At 60.5% G+C, this 21,391-nt stretch carries 19 protein-coding genes; 11 read left to right on the top strand and 8 right to left on the bottom strand.

Going from position 1 to position 21,391, the window contains the following annotated elements:
* Positions 1 to 111: 111 nt before the first annotated feature.
* Both htpG and E5K00_RS20820 read right to left on the bottom strand, forming a co-directional pair.
* Entirely contained in the window at positions 112 to 1,941 is a 1,830-nt protein-coding gene (gene htpG, locus E5K00_RS20815; protein WP_135465240.1) for a molecular chaperone HtpG, read from the bottom strand.
* Positions 1,942 to 2,178: 237 nt separating this feature from the next.
* Positions 2,179 to 2,691: a hypothetical protein gene (locus E5K00_RS20820; RefSeq protein WP_135465241.1), complete on the bottom strand. Its 513-nt coding sequence runs from the start codon at positions 2,689 to 2,691 to the stop codon at positions 2,179 to 2,181.
* Between the two features lie 565 nt (positions 2,692 to 3,256).
* Here E5K00_RS20820 and E5K00_RS20825 point away from each other — a divergent pair.
* From E5K00_RS20825 to E5K00_RS20870, 10 genes are all read left to right on the top strand, one after another.
* Positions 3,257 to 3,595, top strand: a complete 339-nt coding sequence (locus tag E5K00_RS20825) for a hypothetical protein (RefSeq protein WP_135465242.1) — start codon at positions 3,257 to 3,259, stop codon at positions 3,593 to 3,595.
* 139 nt (positions 3,596 to 3,734) lie between these two features.
* Positions 3,735 to 6,143, top strand: coding sequence for a TonB-dependent receptor (locus tag E5K00_RS20830; RefSeq protein ID WP_167856980.1), 2,409 nt, complete (start codon positions 3,735 to 3,737; stop codon positions 6,141 to 6,143).
* Positions 6,144 to 6,181: 38 nt separating this feature from the next.
* The gene (locus tag E5K00_RS20835) at positions 6,182 to 6,745 is read left to right on the top strand and encodes a hypothetical protein (protein WP_135465244.1); all 564 of its coding nucleotides are present in this window, start codon (positions 6,182 to 6,184) and stop codon (positions 6,743 to 6,745) included.
* A gap of 172 nt (positions 6,746 to 6,917) precedes the next feature.
* Positions 6,918 to 9,377: a TonB-dependent receptor gene (locus E5K00_RS20840; RefSeq protein ID WP_135465245.1), complete on the top strand. Its 2,460-nt coding sequence runs from the start codon at positions 6,918 to 6,920 to the stop codon at positions 9,375 to 9,377.
* Between the two features lie 149 nt (positions 9,378 to 9,526).
* Positions 9,527 to 10,507, top strand: a complete 981-nt coding sequence (locus E5K00_RS20845) for a cation diffusion facilitator family transporter (RefSeq protein ID WP_135465246.1) — start codon at positions 9,527 to 9,529, stop codon at positions 10,505 to 10,507.
* 39 nt (positions 10,508 to 10,546) lie between these two features.
* On the top strand, positions 10,547 to 11,815 hold the full coding sequence (locus E5K00_RS20850; RefSeq protein ID WP_135465247.1) for an MFS transporter: 1,269 nt from the start codon (positions 10,547 to 10,549) through the stop codon (positions 11,813 to 11,815).
* Between the two features lie 66 nt (positions 11,816 to 11,881).
* Positions 11,882 to 12,223, top strand: a complete 342-nt coding sequence (locus E5K00_RS20855; protein ID WP_135465248.1) for a hypothetical protein — start codon at positions 11,882 to 11,884, stop codon at positions 12,221 to 12,223.
* 101 nt (positions 12,224 to 12,324) lie between these two features.
* Positions 12,325 to 12,774: a DUF6526 family protein gene (locus E5K00_RS20860; RefSeq protein ID WP_245328381.1), complete on the top strand. Its 450-nt coding sequence runs from the start codon at positions 12,325 to 12,327 to the stop codon at positions 12,772 to 12,774.
* Positions 12,775 to 12,905: 131 nt separating this feature from the next.
* On the top strand, positions 12,906 to 13,208 hold the full coding sequence (locus E5K00_RS20865; RefSeq protein ID WP_135465249.1) for a DUF4286 family protein: 303 nt from the start codon (positions 12,906 to 12,908) through the stop codon (positions 13,206 to 13,208).
* A 233-nt stretch (positions 13,209 to 13,441) separates the two neighbouring features.
* The gene (locus tag E5K00_RS20870) at positions 13,442 to 14,695 is read left to right on the top strand and encodes a sterol desaturase family protein (protein WP_135465250.1); all 1,254 of its coding nucleotides are present in this window, start codon (positions 13,442 to 13,444) and stop codon (positions 14,693 to 14,695) included.
* Here the strand turns inward: E5K00_RS20870 and E5K00_RS20875 are convergent.
* The 5 genes from E5K00_RS20875 to E5K00_RS20895 form a co-directional block, all read right to left on the bottom strand.
* Positions 14,629 to 15,156 (bottom strand): GNAT family N-acetyltransferase, encoded by a 528-nt coding sequence (locus tag E5K00_RS20875; RefSeq protein WP_135465251.1) that lies wholly within the window; start codon positions 15,154 to 15,156, stop codon positions 14,629 to 14,631. The genes E5K00_RS20870 and E5K00_RS20875 overlap by 67 nt on opposite strands.
* 230 nt (positions 15,157 to 15,386) lie before the next feature.
* Positions 15,387 to 15,626 carry a hypothetical protein gene (locus tag E5K00_RS20880; RefSeq protein ID WP_135465252.1) on the bottom strand — a complete coding sequence of 80 codons (240 nt, stop codon included), beginning with the start codon at positions 15,624 to 15,626 and terminating at the stop codon, positions 15,387 to 15,389.
* Between the two features lie 79 nt (positions 15,627 to 15,705).
* Positions 15,706 to 17,949 (bottom strand): prolyl oligopeptidase family serine peptidase, encoded by a 2,244-nt coding sequence (locus E5K00_RS20885; protein ID WP_135465253.1) that lies wholly within the window; start codon positions 17,947 to 17,949, stop codon positions 15,706 to 15,708.
* 125 nt (positions 17,950 to 18,074) lie between these two features.
* Positions 18,075 to 18,641, bottom strand: a complete 567-nt coding sequence (locus E5K00_RS20890) for a hypothetical protein (protein ID WP_135465254.1) — start codon at positions 18,639 to 18,641, stop codon at positions 18,075 to 18,077.
* A 7-nt stretch (positions 18,642 to 18,648) separates the two neighbouring features.
* Positions 18,649 to 19,335, bottom strand: a complete 687-nt coding sequence (locus E5K00_RS20895) for an OmpA family protein (RefSeq protein WP_135465255.1) — start codon at positions 19,333 to 19,335, stop codon at positions 18,649 to 18,651.
* A gap of 121 nt (positions 19,336 to 19,456) precedes the next feature.
* Here E5K00_RS20895 and E5K00_RS20900 point away from each other — a divergent pair, with 121 nt between their 5' ends.
* Entirely contained in the window at positions 19,457 to 19,759 is a 303-nt protein-coding gene (locus E5K00_RS20900) for a DUF2695 domain-containing protein (RefSeq protein ID WP_135465256.1), read from the top strand.
* Between the two features lie 136 nt (positions 19,760 to 19,895).
* Here E5K00_RS20900 and E5K00_RS20905 read toward each other — a convergent pair whose 3' ends face one another.
* Positions 19,896 to 21,353 carry a hypothetical protein gene (locus tag E5K00_RS20905; RefSeq protein WP_135465257.1) on the bottom strand — a complete coding sequence of 486 codons (1,458 nt, stop codon included), beginning with the start codon at positions 21,351 to 21,353 and terminating at the stop codon, positions 19,896 to 19,898.
* Between the last annotated feature and the right edge of the window lie 38 nt (positions 21,354 to 21,391).

Raw genomic sequence — 21,391 nt, forward strand, 5'->3', positions numbered from 1 at the left:
GCTCCGGCAGCAAATGCCACCGGAGCCGTTTATGCACTCCTATTGACGTGCATGAGCAGTGGTGAAGTCAGAACAAAAAACTCACCATTTCACTCATTCACTCATTCACTGCTAAGCCGTCAGCAGGTCGGCGCTGCGCTTCACGAAGGCCGTCAGGGCCTCGCCCTTCAGCAGGCCCTGGGCCAGCAGCGCCAGGTCGAAGGCCTGGCGGGCCAGCTTCTGGCTGGCTTCGTCGTCGGCGCTGAGTACACGCTGGGCCACGGGGTGGTTGGCATTCACGCTCACGGTGTAGCTGTCGGGCAACGAGCCGAACATCTGCATGCCTCCGCCCCCACCGGCGCGCTGCATGTCCTTCATGCGGCGCATAAACTCGGGCACGGTGATGATAACCGGCGCATCCTGGGGCGACAGGGCCTCGATCTGCACGTGCATCTGTGGGTTGCTGATGGCCGTGGTGAAGAGCTCCTGCAACTTGGTCTTGTCGTCGTCGCTGAGTACGCTCTCGGTAGCCTCGTCCTTCTCAATGAGCTTGCCGATGGTGTCGGCGTCCACGCGCTTGAAGGTGACTTTCTCCAGTTTCTGCTCGAGCTGCCCGATGAAGTGGGAGTCGAGTACGGTGTCCAGCTTGAGCACGTCGTAGCCCCGGTCCTGGGCGGCCTGCACGAAGCCGTGCTGCGCCTCAGCGTCGGTGGTGTAGAGCACCACGGTTTGCTCATTCTTGTCTTTCTGGTTGGCCTGCACGAACTCCTGATACTCGCTCAGGGTAAAGAACTTACCAGCCGTATTTTGCAGCAGCACGAAGTCTTTGGCTTTCTCGTAGAACTTCTCGTCGGAGAGCATGCCGTACTTCACGAACAGCCCGATGTCGGACCATTTTTCCTCGAAACCGGCCCGGTCCTTACGGTACAGCTCAGCCAGCTTGTCCGCTACCTTCTTGGTAATGTATGTGTTGATTTTCTTCACCGCGGCATCAGCCTGCAGGAAGCTGCGCGACACGTTCAGGGGAATATCGGGCGAGTCAATCACGCCGTGGAGCAGCATCAGGAACTCGGGCACCACGTCCTTCACCTCGTCGGTGATGAACACCTGGCGCGAGTAAAGCTGGATTTTGTTGCGCGAGAACTGCAGCTCGTCCTTCACCTTGGGGAAGTACAGAATCCCGGTCAGGTTGAACGGATAGTCCACGTTGAGGTGAATCCAGAACAGCGGGGGCTCGGAGAAGGGGTACAGCTCCTGGTAGAACTTGGTGTAGTCCTCGTCGGTTAGCTCGGAAGGCTGCTTGGCCCAGATCGGCTGGGTCTGGTTGATAACCTCGCCCTCAAACTCGATTTCGATGGGCAGGAACTTGCAGTACTTGGTCAGGATGGTGCGCAGGCGGGCCGGCTCCAGAAACTCGTCCGAGTCGGCGGCTACGTGCAGCACCACGTCGGTGCCCCGGTCGGCCTTATCGGTGGTTTCGAGCGTGAATTCGGTGCTGCCGTCGCACACCCAGTGGGCGCCTTCGGTGTCGTCCTTGTAGCTCTTGGAGAAGATTTCCACGTTGTCGGCCACCATGAAGGCCGAGTAGAAGCCCAGGCCAAACTGCCCGATAATCTGGTCTTTAGCCGCGGCGTCCTTCTCCTTATACTTCTCCACAAACTCAGTGGCGCCGGAGAAGGCAATCTGGTTGATGTACTTCTTGATTTCCTCGGCCGTCATGCCCAGGCCGCGGTCCGAAATGGTGATGGTACGGGCTTCCTTGTCCACGCTTACCTTCACTTTCAGCTCGCCCAGTTCCCCCTTGAACTCGCCCAGCTGCCCCAGGCTTTTCAGCTTCTGGGTGGCGTCTACGGCGTTGGAAACCAGCTCCCGCAGGAAGATTTCGTGGTCGGAGTAGAGAAACTTCTTGATGATGGGGAAGATATTCTCGGTATGAATCGAGATGCTACCTTTCTCTTGCATAGCGCGTTGGCAAAAGGGTTTGAAATAAGAATCCGGACGAAACGCCAGCCTGTACGGCCGGCTCATCGTACCCGCTGCTGCTTCAAAACCTGTTCCACGACTGCTCAACTGTCAGTTTGACAGCCCTATCCCCCATTCCTGCCTAATCTGACCCTTGCTGCCGCACAACATTATCCTCGCCCCGGCTCTTATCCGGCGCTTCGCCGCAGACCCAACCCTCAGCCTACCAACTACGTTTTAGAACGTATACGGGAAGCGCTCAGCTTCTTGCAAGCTACCCGACGGAAGCCCGCGTTTATACTTTTCTATCTCAGCCTGATGCTGATACGCCCACTCCGCTTCCAGCTCCTCACCCCGGCCAGAAGAATTGGTCAGCCAGTCCAGGGCAGAAGTTGAATCCGAGAAGAATTGAATTTCTCCACACTCATACCGTTGCCCATCAGACAGTACCGTTTCAACCACCAGCTGGTTGTGCATACTGGCCGGCAGAATAATGGCAATGTCCGTGACCTTCAATTCGGCGAACCGGGGCAGCCACTCTTCACTAAGCCAAGCCTGTTCGTCGATGCCCACCATCGGCATATCCGACGTATCCACCAACCAACGCCTAATATCCTGTTTTTCTGATAATTCTATCAGAAAAAAGAATGCCGACCGAAACTGACTCGGGTGCATGGCTCCCTTCCACTGCCAGCGCAGCAGACGCAGCCCCTTATCGTGGTGCAAAAACAAAGAATTTGATGCAATCATGTGTTCGTAAGCCCTAGAGCGTAATGAGAGCCTACCGAACAAAGGTACTTCCTACAAAAGCTATTTTTATAACTTTTCGACTACAACCTCCTATTGCCCGCTTAAGACTGACTAGGTAACGCCCAAGCAGTCAAAGCCGTTCATTGCCGAGAGCTACAGACTTTCGCAAGCTATTTTAAATACTAAGCGAATTGAATAATAGAATGAATAAGATCAATGTACGAGCGTTCAAAAATCAACTATAGCCCTGTTTAAATTTGAATTATACCACGAAACATCAGTACCTTATATTATACAAACAATGCTTCTGATGCATGTAGCTTAACCTTCTTACCGGAGGGTCGTAGTAGCTTAACCAAACGTAAAACAAAGGCAGTAGGCAGCTTTTTCATGGGGCTTTTGTTGGCGGTAATTCGACTGCCACAAAGGTCAATACTGATTATTGACTGCATGTTATCAGCCGGTTACGTATTTACTACGGCGGCTCGTCAGTTTGACTCCTCGCGGTTTTGCCGACTCATAATTTGTTTTACCTTTGAGCCGGTCTTCTGAAACATTGTTGCAAATGCACGCCCTCCGGTCCCGTTTAGCCATCCTGTTGCTGCTCTGCTTTACGCGGGTGCTGCTGCCGGACGCGTGGATTCTGGCGTTGCACTCGCACGAGCACACCACGGAGGAAGCTACCCCACGACCGGGCGCGCAGAAGGCCAACGCCCTGCTCTCGGCCAAACACCAGCACTGCGCCGTCGACCACTTCTACGACGTGCCGTTCCAGGCCGCGCTGCCGCTGGAATTTACGCTATTCACGAGTTACGAAGCCCCGAAAGCCAGTCCGCGCTTCTCGGGCTGGCTGGCTGGCGTCCGGCCCACGGCCGACCTGCGCGGCCCTCCCAGCCGGGGATAATACTCCCGTCCCGCGCTTTTGCTGACCCATCACCGGTAATTTTTATACCGGTGGGTTCGGCGGGCGTCAGGCGTTGCGCGTCCTCTTGCTTAGCAACATGAGGAGCAGCAGCGGGTATATCACCGGTTTCCTTTTTTTTATGGCTTTTCGCTTCCTGGTTGCGGCTAGGTCGGCGTGCGCGTTGTGGCTGATGCTGTTTGTATCGGTAACGGTAGCGCGGGCTGGCCAAGCGCAGCCCGAGTGCACGCTCTCGTTGAGCGGCCGCATCATCGACCATGAGTCGCGGGAGGGGCTGCCGGGCGCGACGGTAGTGGTGCTGGAAACCCAGCAGGCTACCCAGACCGATGCCCTCGGCAACTACCACTTCCACGTTTGCGCGGGTGTGTATCACCTGCAGGTTTCCTACCTGGGCTACAGCGCCGAGACGACCGAAGTGCGCCTCACCGGCGCCGTTATCCGCGACTTTCGCCTCCATCCCGATGCTATTCTGCTGAATAGCGCCTTGGTGCAGGGGCGACGCGTGCTGGCTCCCACCACCCAGCCTACCGCCGTGCTGGATGGGCAGGCGCTGCAGCAAACCCGCGGCCAGGTCCTGGGCGAGGCGCTGCAAAAGATTTCGGGCGTAACGGCCATTCAAACCGGTCCCGGCATTTTCAAGCCCATGGTCCACGGGCTACATTCCAACCGCGTCACGCTCCTGAACAACGGGGTGCGGCAGGAAGGTCAGCAGTGGGGTGTGGAGCACGGCCCCGAAATTGACCCGTTCATTGCCTCTCGCCTTACGGTAGTGAAAGGGGCGGCCAGTGTGCGCTACGGCTCCGATGCCGTTGGCGGGGTGGTGCTGATTGAGCCCCAGCCCCTGCGCGATTCGGCTGGCACAGACGCTGACCTGACCCTGGTGGGCATGAGCAACAACGGCCTGGGCGCCGCCTCAGCGACACTGAACGGCAACCTGCGGAAGCTGCCAGCCTTGAGCTGGCGTGCCCAGGGCACGCTGCGGCGCGCCGGCACCATGCGCACCCCGGATTACTACCTGAAAAACTCCGGCTTTGGCGAGCAGAACTTTTCCGCCGCCGTGGGCTGGCGCACCCCGACCTATGGTCTGGAGGTTTTCTACAGCCAGTTCAACACCCGAATCGGGATTCTGCCGGCTTCGCACGCGGGCAGCAAGACGGACTTGCTGCTGGCTGTTGGGCGGCCCGAGCCCCTGGAAACAACCGGCTTCAGCTACGACATTGACCGCGCCTACCAGCAGGTGCGCCACGATGTGGCTAAGCTTGCGGGCTTTCGGCAAACTGGCACGGCCGGCCGGCTTCAGCTTACCCTGGCCCAGCAAAGCGACTTTCGGGATGAGTACGACAAGTTCCGGCCCCGCAACAATAACCTGGCTTCGCTGGACCGACCTGAACTGAGCTACACCAACCGCACCAGCACCGGCGAGCTACTCTGGGAGCATGCTGCCTGGCACGGCTTTACCGGCAGCGTGGGTTTGGCCGGCACTTATCAGTTCAACCGCTATGCCAATGGGAGCCGGCAGTTTATTCCCTACTACACCAACCTGACGGGCGGAGCCTTCTGGATTGAGAAGTGGCAGCAGGGAGCCTGGCTGCTGGAAGGCGGGCTGCGGGTAGAACGGCGCGACCTGGACGTGAGGCGCGGGGACCGGAACACCACCGGGGCCTTCTTCGTGGACCGCACCCGCTTTCAGTACACGACTCCGGCCGCGTCACTGGGGGCCACTTACGACCCCTCGGCCCACCTGACGGTAAGTTTGAATGCCGGCCTGACGCGCCGGGCCCCGGCGGCCAACGAGCGGTTTAGCGAGGGAGTACACAACGGCATGTATGAGCTGGGCAACGATCTGGTGCCAGGAGCCGCGCCTCTGATGCCCGAAACGGCCCTCAATACCGGCCTGACCGTGGGCTGGCACGACAACCCGCGCTTTAACGGGGAGGTGACTATTTACCAGAACCGAATTCTGGACTTCATCTACCAAGTGCCCCTGACCGAGCCCGTGCAAACCGTGCGGGGCAGCCACATCAGCTGGCAGTACTTGCAGACCGATGCCACCTTCCGGGGCCTGGACCTGACCGGCAGCTACCAGCTGGCCCTGGCCTGGCTGCTCGCCCTGAAGGGCTCGGTGGTACGGACGCGGGACACGCGGGCCGACGAGTGGCAGATTTTGATGCCGGCCGACCGCGCCGAAGCGTCTTTGCGCTACAACCGGAACAAGCCCACCGGGCGGTTGCGCGGCAGCTATATCCAGCTGGGCGCGTACGCCGTGGCCCGGCAGACCCGCGTGCCCGACCACTACGAGGACCGCGACCTGCTGGCCCCTCCGGCGGGTTACACGCTGCTAAATCTGGAAACCGGCACTACCCTGCACTGGGGCCGCCGGCCACTGAACGTGAGTGTGGCCGTTGCGAACCTGTTCAACCAGCGCTACCGCGACTACCTAAACCGCTACCGCTATTTCACCGATGAAATGGGCCGTAACCTGACGCTTCGGGTGCACATTCCATTGGAGCTGACCCGCGCTAGGCGTTGATTTTTTCTCCTGTCTTTACCACAATTCCTTTCTAACTCATGAAAAACGCTTTGATCAACAAGTCGTTGCTGGCCCTGCTGGTGGCCGCCCCCCTGTTCAGTGCCTGCAAAAAAGACAATGACGAGCCCACGCCCGACGACGACAACGAGCAAATCACGACGGTGCGCTACGAACTGACCCCGGTGGGTGGGGGCACGCCCGTAACGGTGCAGTACCGCGACCCGGACGGGGACGGGGGAGCAGCCGCGGTTGTCGGCACCCTGACGCTGGCGGTCGGCACGACCTACACGGGTAAGCTGGTGCTGCTGGACGAAACCAAGAACCCGGTGGTCAATACCTCCGACGAAATCAAAGAGGAGGCCGACGAGCACATCTTCTTCTTCGAGTCCAGCAACACTAACGTCACCGTCACCCCCACCGATAAGGATTCGAAAGGGCTGGCAGTGGGACTTGAAACGCGCGTTGAGGCTGGCGCGGCCAACACGGCCAGCTCGACGGGCAACCTCAAAATCACGTTGCGGCACCAGCCCGGCGCGAAAAACGGCACGTTTGCCCCCGGCGACACCGATGTGGAAGTCAACTTCCCGACGGCCGTCCGCTAGGGCTTACCCCATAGTAAAGCCCGGCTGGCCCGGAGCTTTGTGTCTCCAAATTGGTTTGGTTTTGGAGAAATGAATGAAGGCATCGGCCCCTGGCCGGTGTTTTCTTGTTTGCGGGCTGCATCTTCCCCACCGATTTTCCGTTCATGCGCTACGGCGCTTGTAGCAGTTTTTTATGTCTCGTTTTTCCTGGGCCCCCGGCCTGTTGTTTTTCGCCTTTTCCGGCCAACTGCTGGCCCAAACGCCAGGCGCGGCTCCTATTGCGCCCGCCCCGCGCCCAACCCGCGTAGCGCCGGCCACGGCCTCGTTCACTGGCCGCGTCCTCGACGGCACCACGCGCGAGCCGCTGCCGGGAGCCACGGTCGTATTCCCGGATCTGCGCCTGGCGACCAGCACCGCGCCCGACGGGTCCTTTCGCCTGAGCAACCTGCCCCGGGGCCGGTTTCTGATGCAGGTGCGGTTTGTGGGCTACAATACGTTTGTCAAAACGGTAGATACCGGTGCTGAGCAGCCCGTCGACGTAGCGCTGCTGGCGGCGGCTACCGAAATCGGGCAGGTAGTCGTGACGGGCGTATCGGCCTCCACGGAGATGCGCCGCTCGCCGGTGCCCACCACGGTGGTGGACCGCACCCAGCTCAACCAGGCGGCTTCGACCAACGCCATTGACGCCATTGCCCACACGCCGGGCCTTTCGCAGATTACCACCGGCGCGGCCATCAGCAAGCCCGTGATTCGGGGGCTGGGCTCGAACCGGGTAATTACCCTGAACAACGGGGCCAAGCAGGAAGGTCAGCAGTGGGGCGACGAGCACGGCATCGAAATCGACGAGTACGCCATCGACCGGGCCGAGATTATCAAGGGACCGGGCAGCCTGCTCTACGGCTCCGACGGCATGGCCGGGGTCGTCAACTTTCTGGCGCCCGACCCGGTGGAGGAAGGCAAAGTGCTGGGCTCGGTGGCCGCCAACTACCAAACCAACAACCGCCTGCAAGGCTACTCCCTGATGAACGCCGGCAACAAAAACGGCTTCAACTGGCTGGTGCGGGGCAGCGGCAAAGTAGCCGGCCCCTACCGCAACCGCTACGACGGCCCGGTCTACAACTCCGGCTTCCGGGAGCTGGATGGCAACGGCTACGTGGGCCTGAACAAAAGCTGGGGCTATACCCACCTGACCTTCAACTCCTTCAACCAGCAAGTGGGCCTGGTGGAAGGAGAGCGGGACGAGGAAACCGGCCGCTTTCTGCGCCCCCTGAACGCGGGCGGCGAGGCCGTGGAGCTGCCCGTACGTGACCAGGACCTGCGCGGCTACGACCTGGACGTGCCCCAGCAGCAGATCAACCACCTGCGTATCGGCTCCGACAACAACTTTATTCTGGGCGCGGGCCGCCTGACGCTGAACGTGGGCTGGCAGCAGAACCTGCGCCGCGAGTTTGGCGACGTGCTGGCCCCCACCGACCCGTCGCTGTACTTCCAGCTGCGCACCTTCGACTACGCGGCCCGCTACTTTCTGCCCGAGGCCAGCGGCTGGAACACCACGATTGGCCTGAGCGGCATGCGCCAGGAAAACGTGAACAAAGGCGTGGAATTCCTGATTCCGGCTTACCGCCTGCTCGACGGCGGCGTGTTTGCCGTGACCAAGAAAACCTTCGGCAGCCTGGACCTCAGCGGCGGCCTGCGCTACGACCTGCGCCGCATTACGGCCGACGCCCTGTACCTGGACCCCGAAACCGAACAGCCGACTACCGGCGGGGAGGGCGAGGAGAAGTTCGGCGGCTTTACCAGCACCTTCCGCAACGTGTCGGGTAGCCTGGGCGGTGCGTTCAACGTGACGGAAAAGCTGCTGCTGAAGGCCAACGTGTCGCGCGGGTTCCGGGCGCCCAACATTGCCGAGCTGGGCTCCAACGGCATTCACGAGGGCACCATTCGCTACGAACTTGGGGACGCCGGCCTCAAAGCCGAAACCAGTTTGCAGCTCGATGGCGGGGTGAGCTACACCACCGACCACATCAGCCTCAGCCTCGACGCCTTCCGCAACCAGATTCAGAACTACATCTTCCCCGAGCGGGTAGCCGATGCCGTGAGTGAGGACGGCGACCCGATCTTCCGCTACAGCCAGGGCGACGCCCGCCTGACCGGCGGCGAGGCCACGCTCGACATTCACCCCCACCCGCTCGACTGGCTGCACTTCGAAAACTCGTTTTCGATGGTGCGCGCCCTCCAGTTCAACCAGCCCGAGGGCCAGCAGTACCTGCCCTTCATTCCCGCCGACCGGCTGCAGTCGACGGTGCGGGTGAACTTTCGTAAGGTCGGCAACTCGCGCCTGAGCAACCTCTACGCCCGGGCCGGGGTGGAGCACACCTTCGAGCAGGACCGCTTTTTCTCAGCTTTCGACACCGAAACCGGCACGCCCGGCTACACCCTCGTGAACCTGGGCGTGGGCACCGACGTGGTGAATACCCAGGCCAAGCCGCTGTTTTCGCTCTACCTGACGGCCAACAACCTCTTCGACGTGGGCTACCAGAGCCACCTGAGCCGCCTGAAGTACGCGGCCTACAACGTGAGCAACGGCCGCACCGGCGTGTATAACATGGGCCGCAACGTGAGCGTGAAGCTGGTGGTACCGCTGAGCTTTTGAGTAGGGCGTATGACCTGCTGGCCGGTAGCCGGCCGGGGAGACAGGAGTGCCGTGCGAGCCTACCGGAGGCGGGCACTTTCTCGTATAACTGCGGTTGGCAGCAAGTCGATAACTTGCTGCCAACCGCTTTTTAAGACCCTTCGCACTGTATGGCTCACTCCCACGACCATTCCGGCCACGACCACGCCGGTCATCACCACGGCCCACCCGCCGATGGCAACTTCAGCCGCGCCTTCGGCTGGGGCATCGTTTTGAACCTGCTGTTTGTGGCCGCCGAAGCCGCCGGCGGGTTGTGGGCCAACTCCTCGGCCCTGCTCTCCGACGCGGGCCACAACCTGAGCGACGTGCTGAGCCTGGCCCTGGCCTGGGGCGCGACGCTGGTAGCCAAGCGCCGCTCCTCGGCCCGCTACACTTACGGCTACAAGGGCATCACCATTCAGGCGGCTTTGCTTAATGCGGCCCTGCTGTATGCGGCGCTGGGCGCTATTCTGTGGGAAACCATCGACCACCTGCGCCACCCCGAGCCGGTAAACGGCCAGATGGTGATGCTGCTGGCCGGCCTGGGCATCGTAGTAAACGGCTTCACGGCCTGGCTGTTCAGCAGCGGGCAGAAAGGCGACGTGAACGTGCGCGGGGCTTACCTGCACATGCTCACCGACGCCCTGGTATCGGTGGGCGTGGTCGTCGGGGGTGGCCTAGTGTATTACACGGGCTGGCTCTGGCTCGACCCGACTATCAGCTTTGCCATTCTGGCCCTGGTGGCCTATGGCTCCTGGGGCTTGCTGCGCGAAACCGTGCAGCTTAGCCTGCAAGCCGTGCCCGCCAGCATCGACCTGGAGGCCGTGCGCCGCTTTCTGCTGGCCCGGCCCGGCGTGGTGGAAGTTCACGATTTGCACGTGTGGCCGCTGAGCACCAGGGACACCGCCCTGACGGCTCACGTGGTGCGCCCCGGCAGTTCCCCCGACGCCAACCAGTTTCTGCAAAGCCTGCAGCACGACTTAGTGCACGAGTTCAACATCGGCCACTGCACCATCCAGATTGAGCAGGATACCGCCGTGGCGGGCCACCACGGCTGCTGCGACGCGGAAAACGTGGAAGACTCGTTGGTGGCCACATCAGGGAAATCTTAAGTAATATGCGGGCCTAAGTCTTACTCCGCTCCTCCCCGCATGGCCCTCACGTCCCGTCCTGATTCCCCGCCCAAAACCGCTTCTCTGTTCAGCGCCATCGTCATCGTGGCCTCGCTGGGCTACTTCGTCGACATCTACGACCTGATTCTGTTTAGCATCGTGCGGGTCAAGAGCCTCAACGAGCTGGGCATCACCGACGCGGCGGCCGTCACCGACCAGGGCTTGTTCCTGATCAACATGCAGATGGGCGGCATGCTGCTGGGCGGCATCCTGTGGGGCATTCTGGGGGATAAGCGGGGCCGGCTCTCGGTGCTCTTCGGCTCGATTCTGCTCTACTCCCTGGCCAACCTGGCTAACGGCTTCGTGCAAACCATCGACCAATACGCCTGGCTGCGGCTGATTGCCGGCGTGGGCCTAGCCGGCGAGCTGGGCGCGGGCATCACCCTGGTTTCCGAAACCCTGCCCAAGGAGAAGCGCGGCTACGGCACCATGATTGTGGCCACCGTGGGCGTGTCGGGGGCGATGCTGGCCTACTGGGTGGGCGAGGCGCTGGGCTGGCGCAACGCCTATTTCGTGGGCGGCGGCCTCGGGCTGGCCCTGCTGGCCCTGCGCGTGGGCGTGTACGAGTCGGGCATGTTTGAGCAGGCCAAGCAGGCCGAAACCGAGCGGGGCAACTTCCTGAGCCTTTTTACCAACGCCCCCCGCCTGGCCCGCTACCTCAAGTGCCTGCTCATCGGGGTACCGCTGTGGTTCGTGGTCGGCATCCTGATTACGCTGGCCCCCGAGTTTGGCCGGGAGCTGGGCATTACCGGCGAGGTAACGGCCGGTCTGGGCGTGTTCTGGTGCTACTTCGGCCTCGTGTTCGGCGACTTTGCCAGCGGCACGCTCAGCCAGGTGTTGCGCAGCCGCAACCGGGCGTTGCAGCTGTTTCTGGTGCTGTGCGGGCTGCTCTGCGCGGTGTATCTGTTCGTCCTCCGGGGTGCTTCGCCCACGGCTTTCTACACCGTGTGCTTCGTGCTGGGCTTCACCGTGGGCTTCTGGGCCTTGTTTGTGACGGTAGCCGCTGAGCAGTTTGGCACCAACCTGCGGGCCACGGTGGCTACCACGGCGCCCAACTTCGCCCGCGGCTCGGTGGTGCTGCTGGTGCCGTTGTTCAAGGGGCTGGCCGGGCTGCAGGTGGGCGGGCAGCCGCTGGGCATCATCGGCAGCGCGGCCATTATCGGGTTGGTGTCGTTGCTGGTGGCCTTCTGGGCCGTGAGCACCCTGCCCGAAAGCTACGGCAAAGACCTGGACTACCTGGAGGAATAAGCCGCCCAATTACCAACTATGGCAAGCCCGGTACGTTACAGGGTAAATAGTAACTCTTCCCAAGTCATGAAAAAGATTCTTGTCATAGTTGCTGGTGCCGTGCTTTTCCTCAATAGCGCCGCCCACGCCCAAACCATGCCCACCGACACCGCCCAGGCCCGCCTGCAGATGCAGCAGCAGCGCACCGCCGACGCCAAAGCCGTGCTGTCGGCGCAGAAAGAGCAGGCCAACAGCAGCAGCAGCGCCGTGGCTGATACCAAGGCCCAGCTCCGCCAGCAGAAAGCCCAGCTGAAGGAGCAGCAGGTAGCCGCCAAGGAAGCCCGCCGCCAGGAAAAATTAGCCAAAGCCACCCTCAGCGAGGAAAAGAAGCGTACCCGCGCGGCCAAAAAAGCCGCCAAAGGTGCCTAGCTGCACTCTGCTGCCCATTAGAATAGTACACTCCGGCCGGTAGGTCGGAGTGTTTTTTATGTTCCCCCTTCCCCTTTTCCACACCTTCACTTTTCTGCAGTATGGCCGACCAACCGACGAAAAACAAGCCCATGTATTACCCCTGGCACCACTTTGTGCTGCTGCCCGCGGCCCTGGTGCTGGCCGGCTACGGCATCCGGCGCTACCTGAACGTGGCCGGCAACGACGACGAGATTTCGCGCCTGTGGTTTACCGTGATGCTGCTGGCCGTGGTGGGCCTGGGCGTGCTCGTGATGCTGCGCCAGCACTACGCCCTGGCCCTGCAGGACCGCCTCATCCGGCTGGAAGTGCGGCAGCGCTACTTCGAGCTGACCGGCAAAAGCCTGCGCGCCTGGGAGCCCCAGCTGCAAATGAGCCAGATTCTGGCCCTGCGCTTTGCCGGCGACGCCGAGCTGCCGGCCCTGGTCGAAACGGCGGCGAAGGAAAAGCTCAGCTCCAAGGATATTCAGGCCCGGATTCAGGACTTCCAGTTCGACTATCTGCGGGTCTGATCTGGGTGGCCGGGACAGGAAATGCCGGGGCATGGATTTTTCCGCCGACTTTTGTGTTACCCTAAGCCCGGCCCTCGGCCGGCCTGTTCCCCGAACCTCAACCAAGCGGGAGCTGCGGCTCCTAATTTCGTATGATTCTCTACAACGTTACCACCAGCCTCGACCCGGAAATTGCCGAGCAGTGGGTTGCCTACATGCGCGACACGCACATGCCCGACGTCATGGCCACCGGCTTTTTCCTGAAAAGCCAGCTCTGCCGCATGCTCAACGAGGAAGACAATGGCATTACCTACGCCTCGCAGTACTACTGCGTGAGCCTCGAGCAGCTGGAAGAATACCAGCAGGTAGCCGCCCCGGCCCTGATTCGGGAAATGGAAAAGCACTTCGGAGGCCGCTACGCCTCCTTCCGCACCATGCTGGAAGTCGTTGATTAATGTGCTGATGTGCTAAAAATGCGCGGCAGTTAATTTTTCAGCCGCCGACGTGGTACGTTGCGCGTGAATTGGAAGGGTCTTTTCGAAAGAAGAGGCCCTTTCTTTTTATATTCAACTTCTGCGATCCATGCCTGCCGCGCCCTCCTCTGGTCTAAGTGAAAGTTGCCGTCGTTCAGCGGCACATTTATCACATTAGCACTTGAGCACATTTCCCACATTCCCACATTAGCAAAATGAGTCTGAACCCGATTGTCTTGTCCATTCCCATCTACTTCACCCTGATTGGGGTGGAGCTGCTGGTCGAGCGGCTGCAGCACACCGAGCGGTACCGGTTTCACGACGCCATTACCAACATCAGCTGCGGCATGACGTCCCAGATTACGGGCGTGCTGCTCAAGGTCGGCGTCATTGGCGTGTACGAGCTGCTCTACACCCACTTTGCTCTGTTTCACATTCCCCAAACCTGGGCCTGGGGCGTTGTGCTGTTCATCCTGGCCGACCTTTGCTACTACTTCGCCCACCGCTACTCCCACGAAATCAACTTTTTCTGGGGCGGCCACGTGGTGCACCACCAGAGCGAAGACTACAACCTGTCGGTGGCCCTGCGCCAAAGTTCGTTGCAGGGCTTTTTCACCTTCCTGTTTTACCTGCCCCTGGCCGTGCTGGGCTTCGAAACCGAGTTTTTCGTCTACGTTTCGGCCCTGGTCACGCTCTACCAGTTCTGGATTCACACCGAGTTTATCGGCAAGCTGGGCCCGCTGGAATGGGTGCTGAACACCCCGTCTCACCACCGCGTACACCACGGCCGCAACCCCAAGTACATCGACAAAAACTACGCGGGCACCTTCATCATCTGGGACCGGCTGTTCGGCACTTTCCAGGTGGAAGAGGAAACGCCGGTCTACGGCATCACCACCCCGGCCCGGTCCTGGAACCCGCTGTGGGTGAACGTCAACCACTACTTCCAGATGCGGGAGCAGCTGCGCGAAACGCCCGGCCTCTGGAACAAGCTGCGCGTTATGTTCGGCCGGCCCGGCTGGCGGCCCGCGGCCCTGGGCGGCCCCCACCCGATTCCCGACGTCAGTGCCGAAACCGTGCAGAAGTACACCACCAGCGCACCGCGCACCGTCAATTTCTACGTGCTGCTGCAGTACGTGGTGCTGCTGGGCGTGGCCGCCGTGTTTATGTTCACCCAGAAAGACATGGCGCCCGCCGTGCGCTACGCCGTAGCCGCCTGGTGCATGTGGACGGCCGTAGCCTGCGGGGCTTTGTTCGAAGCCAAGCGCCCCGGCTACCTGCTGGAGCCGTTGCGCCTGGTGGCTTCGGTGGCTTTGCTGCTGTTTGCCCTGCGCGGCTCTACCCTGTTTGGGCCCGCCGCGGCCGGCGGCACCGCGTGGCTGGCCGTTTCGCTGCTGTGGGCTTACTCGTTCCGGAAAGTATTTGCCTCCACGGCGGCCACCACGGCCGCGTCGCACGCATACGCCTGAAGCTGGTCGGCGGTCATGTTGCCGTTGAACCACTCCGGGTCGAGGTTGGCCCCGATGCGCTTGTAGAAGCCGATGGCGGGCTCATTCCACTCCAGCACCTGCCACTTCAGGCGGTAGGCGCCCGTGCGGCGGGCCTCGGCCACCACGGCGTCGAACAGCTTCTTGCCGATGCCTGTGCCCCGGGCCGCCTCGGTCACCACCAGGTCTTCCAGGTACAGCATCCGGCCCTTCCAGGTGGAGTAGGCGGTATAAAACAGCGCAATGCCCAGAATGCCCTGCTCGGGCGTTTCGGCCACGAAAAAGCCGAAGATAGGCTCGGACCCAAACCCGTCGCGGTGCATGTCGGCCAGCGTATTAGTCACTTCCTCGGGGGCCCGCTCATAAATAGCCAGCTCCACAATCAGCTCGTGCACGCGGGCCAGGTCGTCGGGCCGGCCGCGCCGGATGGTAATGTTTGCCATGGGAAGGTAAGGGTTGATTTGGAGTAGAGAGGAGCCGACTTAGAAGAGAACGTCATGTCGAGCAACGCGAGACATCTCGCGTGCAATGGTAATCTGATTACTACTGCACGCGAGATGTCTCGCGTTGCTCGACATGACGTTCGAGACCAGAAGCCCCACTAAAAACACCAGCGCCCACCTGCTCACAACCGGGCAGATGGGCACTGGAATAAAAAGCCCGAAGGCGGACATTACATCTGGGGCTGCATCTTTTTGATATCCTCGGTGGCATTAGCCGCGTTGATTTCGCGCGTAGCCGGGTTGGGGGCTGCCGTTTTGCCGCCGGTGGTGTCGGGAGCGGCCGGAATGGGGGGCAGCGCCTGGGTGGCTACATCATCGTTGGTTTCGTAATCAGGGTTTTTGCACGAGGTAACGGTCAACGACAGCAGCGAAGCGCCGGTCAGCAGACCGAGCAGGAACTTTTTGTTCATAGTAAGCCGAAATAAGACAGGCGTTTGGGACTTTGGGGCCGCAAGATACGAAGCGACGCCCGCGAAACCTACCTACGGCTCAGCGCCCCATTGGATACGGATTGACGCCCATGTTCTGGAAGGCAAACGACCACACGTCGGCCCACTCCTGAATCTGCAGGGCCGTGCTCTTGCCCGCCCCGTGCCCGGCATTCACGTCCACCCGGATCAGCTGGGGATTATGGCCGGCATTCAGTTCCTGGAGCGTGGCCGCAAATTTAAACGAGTGCGCGGGCACCACCCGGTCGTCGTGGTCGGCGGTGGTAATCATCGTGGCCGGGTAGGTGGTGCCGGCCCGCAGGTTGTGCAGGGGCGAGAATTTGTAGAGGTTCTTGAACTGCTCGTAGTTGTCGGAAGTGCCGTACTCGGGGGCCCAGTTCCAGCCGATGGTGAACTTCTGGTAGCGCAGCATGTCCATCACGCCCACCGCCGGGAAAGCCACGTGGGCCAGCTCGGGCCGCTGCGTCATGATGGCGCCCACCAGCAGGCCGCCGTTGGAGCCGCCGGCAATGGCCAAGTGGTGGGAGTCGGTGTAGTTCTGCACCGTCAGGTACTCGGCGGCGGCAATGAAGTCGTCAAACACGTTCTGCTTGTTGGGCGTCATGCCGGCCTGGTGCCAGGCTTCGCCGTATTCGCCGCCCCCGCGCAGGTTGGGAATAGCCAGAATGCCGCCGTTTTCGAGCCACAGCATGCGGGCCACGCTAAAGCCCGGCGTCAGGGAAATGTTGAACCCGCCGTAGGCGTACAGGTACGTCGGGTTCTGGCCGTTGAGCTTGATGCCCTTCTTGTGCACGATGAACATCGGAATCTTGGTGCCGTCCTTGCTGGCGTAGAACACCTGCGTGGTCACGTAGTCCTGGGGGTTCACCTCCACTTTCGGGGCCCGGAACACGGTGCTTTGCTTCGATTCCAGGTCGTAGCGGTAGATGGTGGTGGGGTAGGCAAAGGAAGTGAAGGCGTAATATACGCTCTTCGCGTCGCGGCGCCCCCCGAAACCGGCGGCCGTGCCAATGGCCGGCAGCTCGATGTCGTTCTGGAACTCGCCCTTCTCCGAGTACACCTTCACCAGGCTGCTGGCATCCTTGAGGTAAGTCACGATGAGGCGGCCGCCGACGTGGGCCACGTCTTCCAGCTTGTTTTCGCCCTGCTTTAGTATCTCCTGCCAGTTGGCCTCCTGCGGCTTTTTGGGGTCAATCAGCACGATGCGGTAGCGCGGGGCCTTGTAGTTGGTGAGCACCAGCAGCTGCCCGCCCACGTTGCCAATCACCGAGTTGTTGTGCTCGTAGCTGCCGATGAGGGTGGTAAACTTGGCAGCCTGCTTGGGGTCGGTTAGGTCGCGCACGGCCAGGCGGTTGCCGTCGGCCTTGCCATCGGTGGTGTAGAGCACCAGAAACCGCTCGTCCTCGGTCGTACCCACCGTGCGGAAGCCCAGGGGCATGGTTTTGTCCTCGTACACGAGCTTGTCGGCGCTCTGCGCGGTGCCCAGCTTGTGGAAGTACACCTTGTGAAACTCGTTTTTGCCCGACAGTTGGTTCTGGCCCGCCTTGGGCGCATCGTAGCGGCTGTAGTAGAAGCCGTCCTTGGTCCAGGCCGCCCCCGACACCTTCACCCACTGCAGCTCATCTTTCAGCGGCTGCCGGGTTTTGAGGTCGAGCACCTTCATTTTCTGCCAGTCGGAGCCGCCGCCCGAGGTGGCGTAGGCCAGGTAGCGGTGGTCGTTGGAGAAGTAGGTGCCGGCCAGGGCCGTGGTGCCGTCAGTAGAAAACTTGTTGGGGTCGAGCAGCACGTCGGGCTGGCCTTCCTGCCCGTTTTGCTGCACGTACATCACGGCCTGGTTTTGCAGACCGTCGTTTTTGGAGAAGTACAGGTTGTCGCCTTCAATCTGGGGCACGCCAAACCGCTCGTAGTTCCACATCTTGGTCAGGCGGTTCTTGATCTGCTCCCGGAACGGAATTTTCTCCAGGTAGCCGAACGTAACCTTATTCTGCGCCGTCACCCACTCCTTAGTTTCGGGCGAGTCGAGGTCTTCGAGCCAGCGGTAGGGGTCGGTTACGGGCGTGCCGTGGTAGTCGTCGGTATGGTCGATTTTGCGGGTCTTGGGGTATTCCACGGTCAGTTGGGGCAGGGTGGCCAGGGCCGCCGCGCCGCGACGACTAGGGCCAGTGGTTTCAGCAGTAGGCATTTCCGTCAGGGGCCGGCGGGCCGCCACGTCGTTGGCGGGCTGGGTCGATTTGCAGGCGGCCAGGGCCGTCAGCGCCAGTAGCGGATAGGATAGTTTGCGCATACGATACGGAGCGGAGAAAGGAGGATGGGGGCCGAATATAAACCCATCTGCCGCAAACTGCGCGGATTGCGGGTTTTGTTTGGTTTTAACGCGCGGAAAAACACGCTTTCGAAACCAGCCAGTCGTTAGTCCAGGTCCTGATAATAGTCGTAGAAATTACGAGCAATGAGCTCCGACTTGGTGGCAGGCCGCAGCTCGGAGTCGCCGAAATAGCCTTCGCCACTCAGGTACCAGCACTGCCCCACGTCACAGATAATGATTTCAGCATCTGTCTCTGAATACCAGGCTTCCAAGGCCTCAAGTTGAATTTTCTCCGACCAGCCCGTGGTGTAAACGGCCAATTGATACAAGGCACCATTTACGGTTTCCAAGAATGGACGCAAATCCCGTCCGGCAAATGGCGGCAGGTCTTTGCTGGCGTTCCAAACCAAAACCATATAGTTGATGCGTCGCCTGAATTCAGCCACAGAGTAGGCTGAAACCGGCAGCTCATCTACTTGCGCTTCGATAAAAAGGCGAACTCCTAAATATTCCCGAAGCGCCTTCGTGCTGTGATGGTCAATCAGGCTCTGTACTTCCGTAGCTGCACAGTGCTGCAATTCTACCAGCATTGCCCGTTCCTGTTCGGCTGGCATGGTTGCTATGCTTTCCAGGCGGGCTACTGCCTGGCGTATGCGAGTGCTGAAATGCATGATTGCATTAGCGTAAGTTGATGCTGGTCATGCGCCCGATTTTGGGAATTACCTGAATCAAAAACCGCTTGTTCTGGCCTTCCTGGCTCCCCCGGTAGCGGCCGGTGCCGAAGAAGCCGCTGCCGCCGATGATAAGCTCAATGCCACTGTCCTGGCTGAAATCGAGGCCGTTTTGCTTCCAGAAGTTGAGCAAATTTAGGGCGCGGCGGTAGCTGAGCTGGTAGGTGAGCTGCTCTTCGGAACGGTTGCGCGCGTCGTTGCCGGCGTAGCGGGCGGCCATGCCCTCCACAATGACCAGGTAGCGCACGGGCTGCTCGGTTTTGATGGTTTTGAGCACGGAGCGTAGGGTTTGGCCGGCCTGCAGCAAGGCGGGTTTGTAGGCATCCTGGATTTCGTCACGCCCCGCCTTGAACTGCACCGGCACCAGCAGCTCGTGCCGCTCCAGCGTTGGGTCGTAGCGGAAGTATTTACCTTCCAGCCGCTGCAGCGAGCGGCGGATTTTGGTAATCTGCTCCAGCTCCTCGGCCTTGGCTTTCAGCTCCCCGTTGGCCTGCTTGAGGTCGTGCTCCCGGTCTTTGAAGAGCTTGAAGCTGTACACGAACAACACCAGCATCACCACGAAAAGCGAGGTCATCAGGTCCACGTAGCTGGGCCAGAAGAAGTCGTTGGAAGAGCGGTTTTGCGGGTCGTTCATGGGGTGGGGTATCAGTCGTTATAGAACGTCATGCTGAGCGAAGCAACGCGAAGCCGAAGCATCTCTACCGCTTCGTTGCACTGACGTTGTTACTTTGCAGCCGACTTAATTCAAGAAACTTATGCCATCCAAAGAAGACAAACAGAAGCGGAAGGAAATTCTGGCGGGGCTTTCTGCAAAGCATAAAGCGGAAAAGGTAGCCAACCTACCGTTACCGCTTACTGAGTTGAAAGCCCTGTTCGATTACCTTGATGAGCAGCTTGGCGAAACAGATTGCGACGACACGTTACGGCTGACGCAGCAGTTTCTGGAATCCCGGAATATTCCGGTGGCTCCCATTACAGCTTGGCTAGACACGTATGGCGGCTATTGTGACTGTGAGGTGCTAGCAAATGTGGAAGAGAAGTTTGAGAATGTATTATAGTTGCTGCGGCTATGCCTTTCAGCTGGCAGAAGATCCTTCGCTCTGCTCAGGATGACAGTTTAGTTTGGCAACGAAGCGGTAGAGATGCTTCGACTACGCTACGCTTCGCTCAGCATGACGTTCTGGATGGCGAGTTTTACACCGGCTTTACCCCGCCGAATAAGCTGTCCATAAACCGCTGAAACCGGTTCTTGGAAGTCGCCTTGACCAGCACCGTGTTCAGGTTCGACAGCTCGGAAAGCAGCTTGGCCTGAATCTGAGAGTCCAGCTCGATTTTGCGCAGCAGCTCGCGCTGGGTAGCCGACACTTCCCGGCCGAGCACGTCCTGCTGGGCGTTGAGGTTCTTGAACGGCTCCAGATACTGCCGGATCCGGTCAAAGACGTTATCCTCGTTGAGCTTCTGGAAGTGCTGGCTCCACTTTTCGTAGGCTTGCTGGGCATCCCGCTCGTGGAAGCTCAGGCGCTGCTGCATCAAATCGGTGAGGCGGCCGGTGGCCTCGTCGAAGTACTGCTCGGTGCGGGCCGCCACGTTGCCCATCTCCTTCTGGTGGCGCTGGAAGAAGTCGAGCTGGTGCTGAATCAGGTTGTCGTGCTGGCCGATGTACTGGCCCACGTTATTAATACCCCGCTCGAAGCCCACGAGCCGGTCCAGGATGCTGCTCACGGCCCGGGCGGTGGCGGTGCCGTCTTCCAGCATCCGGTTGAGCCGCTCCTGGTAGCCCACAAACTGCTGGAACATTTCGGCCGACTGGCTCACCTTCTCAAATACGGCCACGTTGGCCGAGGCCATCTTGTCGAACCCGATTTCGTTGAGGCGCATCAAAAAGTCGCGCTGCACCTTCACGTTCTCGGTGAGCGTACCAATGACGGGCTCGAAGATGGTGACCTTGCTGACGAAATCCTGGTTGAAAGCATCGAGCACCGCCTTCAGGTTCGACAAGCTGCCGGCCATATCCGAGTGCAGGATGGGCAGCAGGCGGGCCTGCAGGAAGGTGTAGTAGTTGTTTTGGGCCTGGTCGAGCTGCTGGTGGGCGTTGCGCACGAGGCCGTTGCCGAGCAACGTCAGCAAGAGGCCCACGAAGGAGCCGGTCATGGCAATGAGGACGCCGGTCAGGAAGGGCGTCAGGGCCTGGTCGTCCGATACGCCGTTGCGGGCAATGCCCACCAAGCCCAGAATTACGCCCAGAAACGTTCCCAGCAAACCCAGGTAGAGCGGGGTGGCCACGTTGGCCTGCACCGCGTTTTCCAGCACCTGGCTCTGGCGCTCGGAAATGTCCTTGAGGATGCTGAAATCGGCCGCGCCCTTGTTGTAGCGCAGGTAGCCGTTGGTGTCGGCAATGATTTCCTGAAACTCCGGCGTCACCGCGTCGCCCTTGATGATGTCGACCGGAAAAGAGCCTTCCGGGGCGTTGGCCGCGTAGTCGGGCAGGTCGAGGCCCTCGGGCGTTACCAGGCGGCGCTCCACGCGCAGGGCGTTCTTGTCGGGGTAGAACTGGCTGAGCCGGCGGGCCTGGCTGCGGGTTTGCAGAAACGTGCGAATCTGCAGGCCCACCACAATGGCAACAACAACGACTTCGAGGATTATTTCGAGCATGAAAACTTCAACGGGAAGAAAGCACAAAGGTCAGCGCA

It is taken from the genome of Hymenobacter aquaticus (assembly GCF_004765605.1).
Taxonomy (GTDB): Bacteria; Bacteroidota; Bacteroidia; order Cytophagales; family Hymenobacteraceae; genus Hymenobacter; species Hymenobacter aquaticus.